We start from the raw sequence: 1,863 nt of genomic DNA, 5'->3' as shown, positions 1-1,863 counted from the left end.
GAATCGAGTAGAGGGAAAATAAGTTAGGTTATTTTCGCCCCTCTCACAACACCGTACGTACGGTTCTCGTATACGGCGTTTCAATTTATATTACAGTGTGAACCTTTAAGTAACGTTCTAAAGCAGAGGGTACGCCCCTCTGCTTTAGTCTTTTGTTTGAGATTGCTCTTTGAACAACTTTCGATAATCCGATATACCGATAACCTTTTCGGCAAAAGGTTAACCCTTTTGCTTCTTCTTCGGGTATCCCTAGTTGGATTAGCGATTTAATTTGTTTTTTAGGTATCTTCCATTGTTTCCAGATGATTACCCTTATTCTTGAGCGTAACTTCTCATCTACCCGACTCATTACTTTTTTCATATTAGCGATTCTAAAGTAATTTACCCATCCGAATATGACTTGTTTCAGTTTCAATATTCGGTAGTCTAATGGAACACTCCAGTTTCTTTTTGTCAATTGACGAAGCTTCCTTTTAAATTTCTGAACTGTAGTTGGGTGAGGACTCACTTGGTATCTCTTATTTGTGAAATCGTAGTAATACCCAAAACCTAAGAATTTTAACTCTCTCGGGCGTGAGACTCTACTCTTTTCAGAATTGACAATCAGTCCTAATTTTCCTTCGATAAACTTCGTTATTGATTTCATAACTCTGTTCGCTGCTTGCTCACTCTTGACGAAGATAAGTGCGTCATCAGCGTATCTCACGAATAGTAAACCTCTACTATCAAGTTCCTTATCAAGTTCATTTAACATAATATTACTCAATAATGGACTGAGGTTGCCTCCTTGCGGAGTCCCGACTGAGGTTTCTTCATACTTCCCCTTCACCATGACTCCACTAACTAAGTATCTTCTGATTAGCGAGATAACATCTCCATCATCTATTGTGTTGGCTATAATTCTCATTAGTTTATCGTGGTGGACCGTATCGAAGAATCTTTCGAGGTCAATATCCACTACCCAATCATGTCCATCATTCATAAATTCCAAGCTTTTAACAATTGCCATCTCACAACTTCTTCTTGGTCTAAAGCCGTAACTAAATTCACTGAATTGCTTTTCAAATATCGGACTGAGAACTTGATGAATGGCTTGTTGAACTACTCTATCCACTACTGTTGGTATTCCCAATTTGCGCATCTTTCCATTTTCTTTTGGGATCTCCACTCTTAAGGCAGCTTGTGGTTGGTATTTTCTTGTTCTGATGCGCTGACGTAGCTCATCCTTGTTCTCCTTCAAATATTGCTTTAGTTCATCGACTGTTACTCCATCGACCCCACTTGCACCTTTATTTTTATAGACACGCAAGTAGGCTTCATTCATATTTTGATTACTTAGAATCTGTTCTAAAAGTTCCACACTCGTTTCTCCTTCCCTCTCACGTAGTAAGTGATAGCTCCATTTTGGTTGTCCTTTGAGATACGCTCATACTTTCTCCATTAACACATTCGGAGTACGTCACTTACGCATTCGTGGTGTTGAAACACTATAAATTGTTCAGCCCTTCATGAGTTTATTTCATTACTATGGCTTCTGCTGACTTCTTGCGGCTAACCTTTTTCGACTGTACTAGCTGTACACCCGCAAGACCTCCCAGGGTAAGACAACTATCTTTCCTCTTTTACTCGTCTGATTTACTCTACAAAGTTACGCACATCTTTTGGACTTTGACTTGCTTTGGAGTCTCATCCCCTTATAAAGCCTTAGTATCAGATTTCTGTTCGTCGAGCCAAGATTTTAATCCACGCTTCCTCCAGCCCTTACCTCACGATAAGTACCTTGCGCTTCTTTAGTGGTTGGTCGATGTGTACCCCCACAGTGGACTTTCACCACCTAGATAGTTGCCATGCCTGGCACACAAA

General features: G+C 40.0%; 1 protein-coding gene. It reads right to left on the bottom strand.

The window, feature by feature from the left end:
* Positions 1-85: 85 nt before the first annotated feature.
* Positions 86-1,360, bottom strand: coding sequence for a group II intron reverse transcriptase/maturase (ltrA, locus tag CHI06_RS28880; protein WP_095252062.1), 1,275 nt, complete (start codon positions 1,358-1,360; stop codon positions 86-88).
* Positions 1,361-1,863 lie beyond the last annotated feature (503 nt).

This window comes from Bacillus sp. 7884-1 (assembly GCF_002272245.1).
Taxonomy (GTDB): Bacteria; Bacillota; Bacilli; order Bacillales; family Cytobacillaceae; genus Neobacillus.
This window is presented reverse-complemented; position numbering and strand designations above follow the sequence as displayed.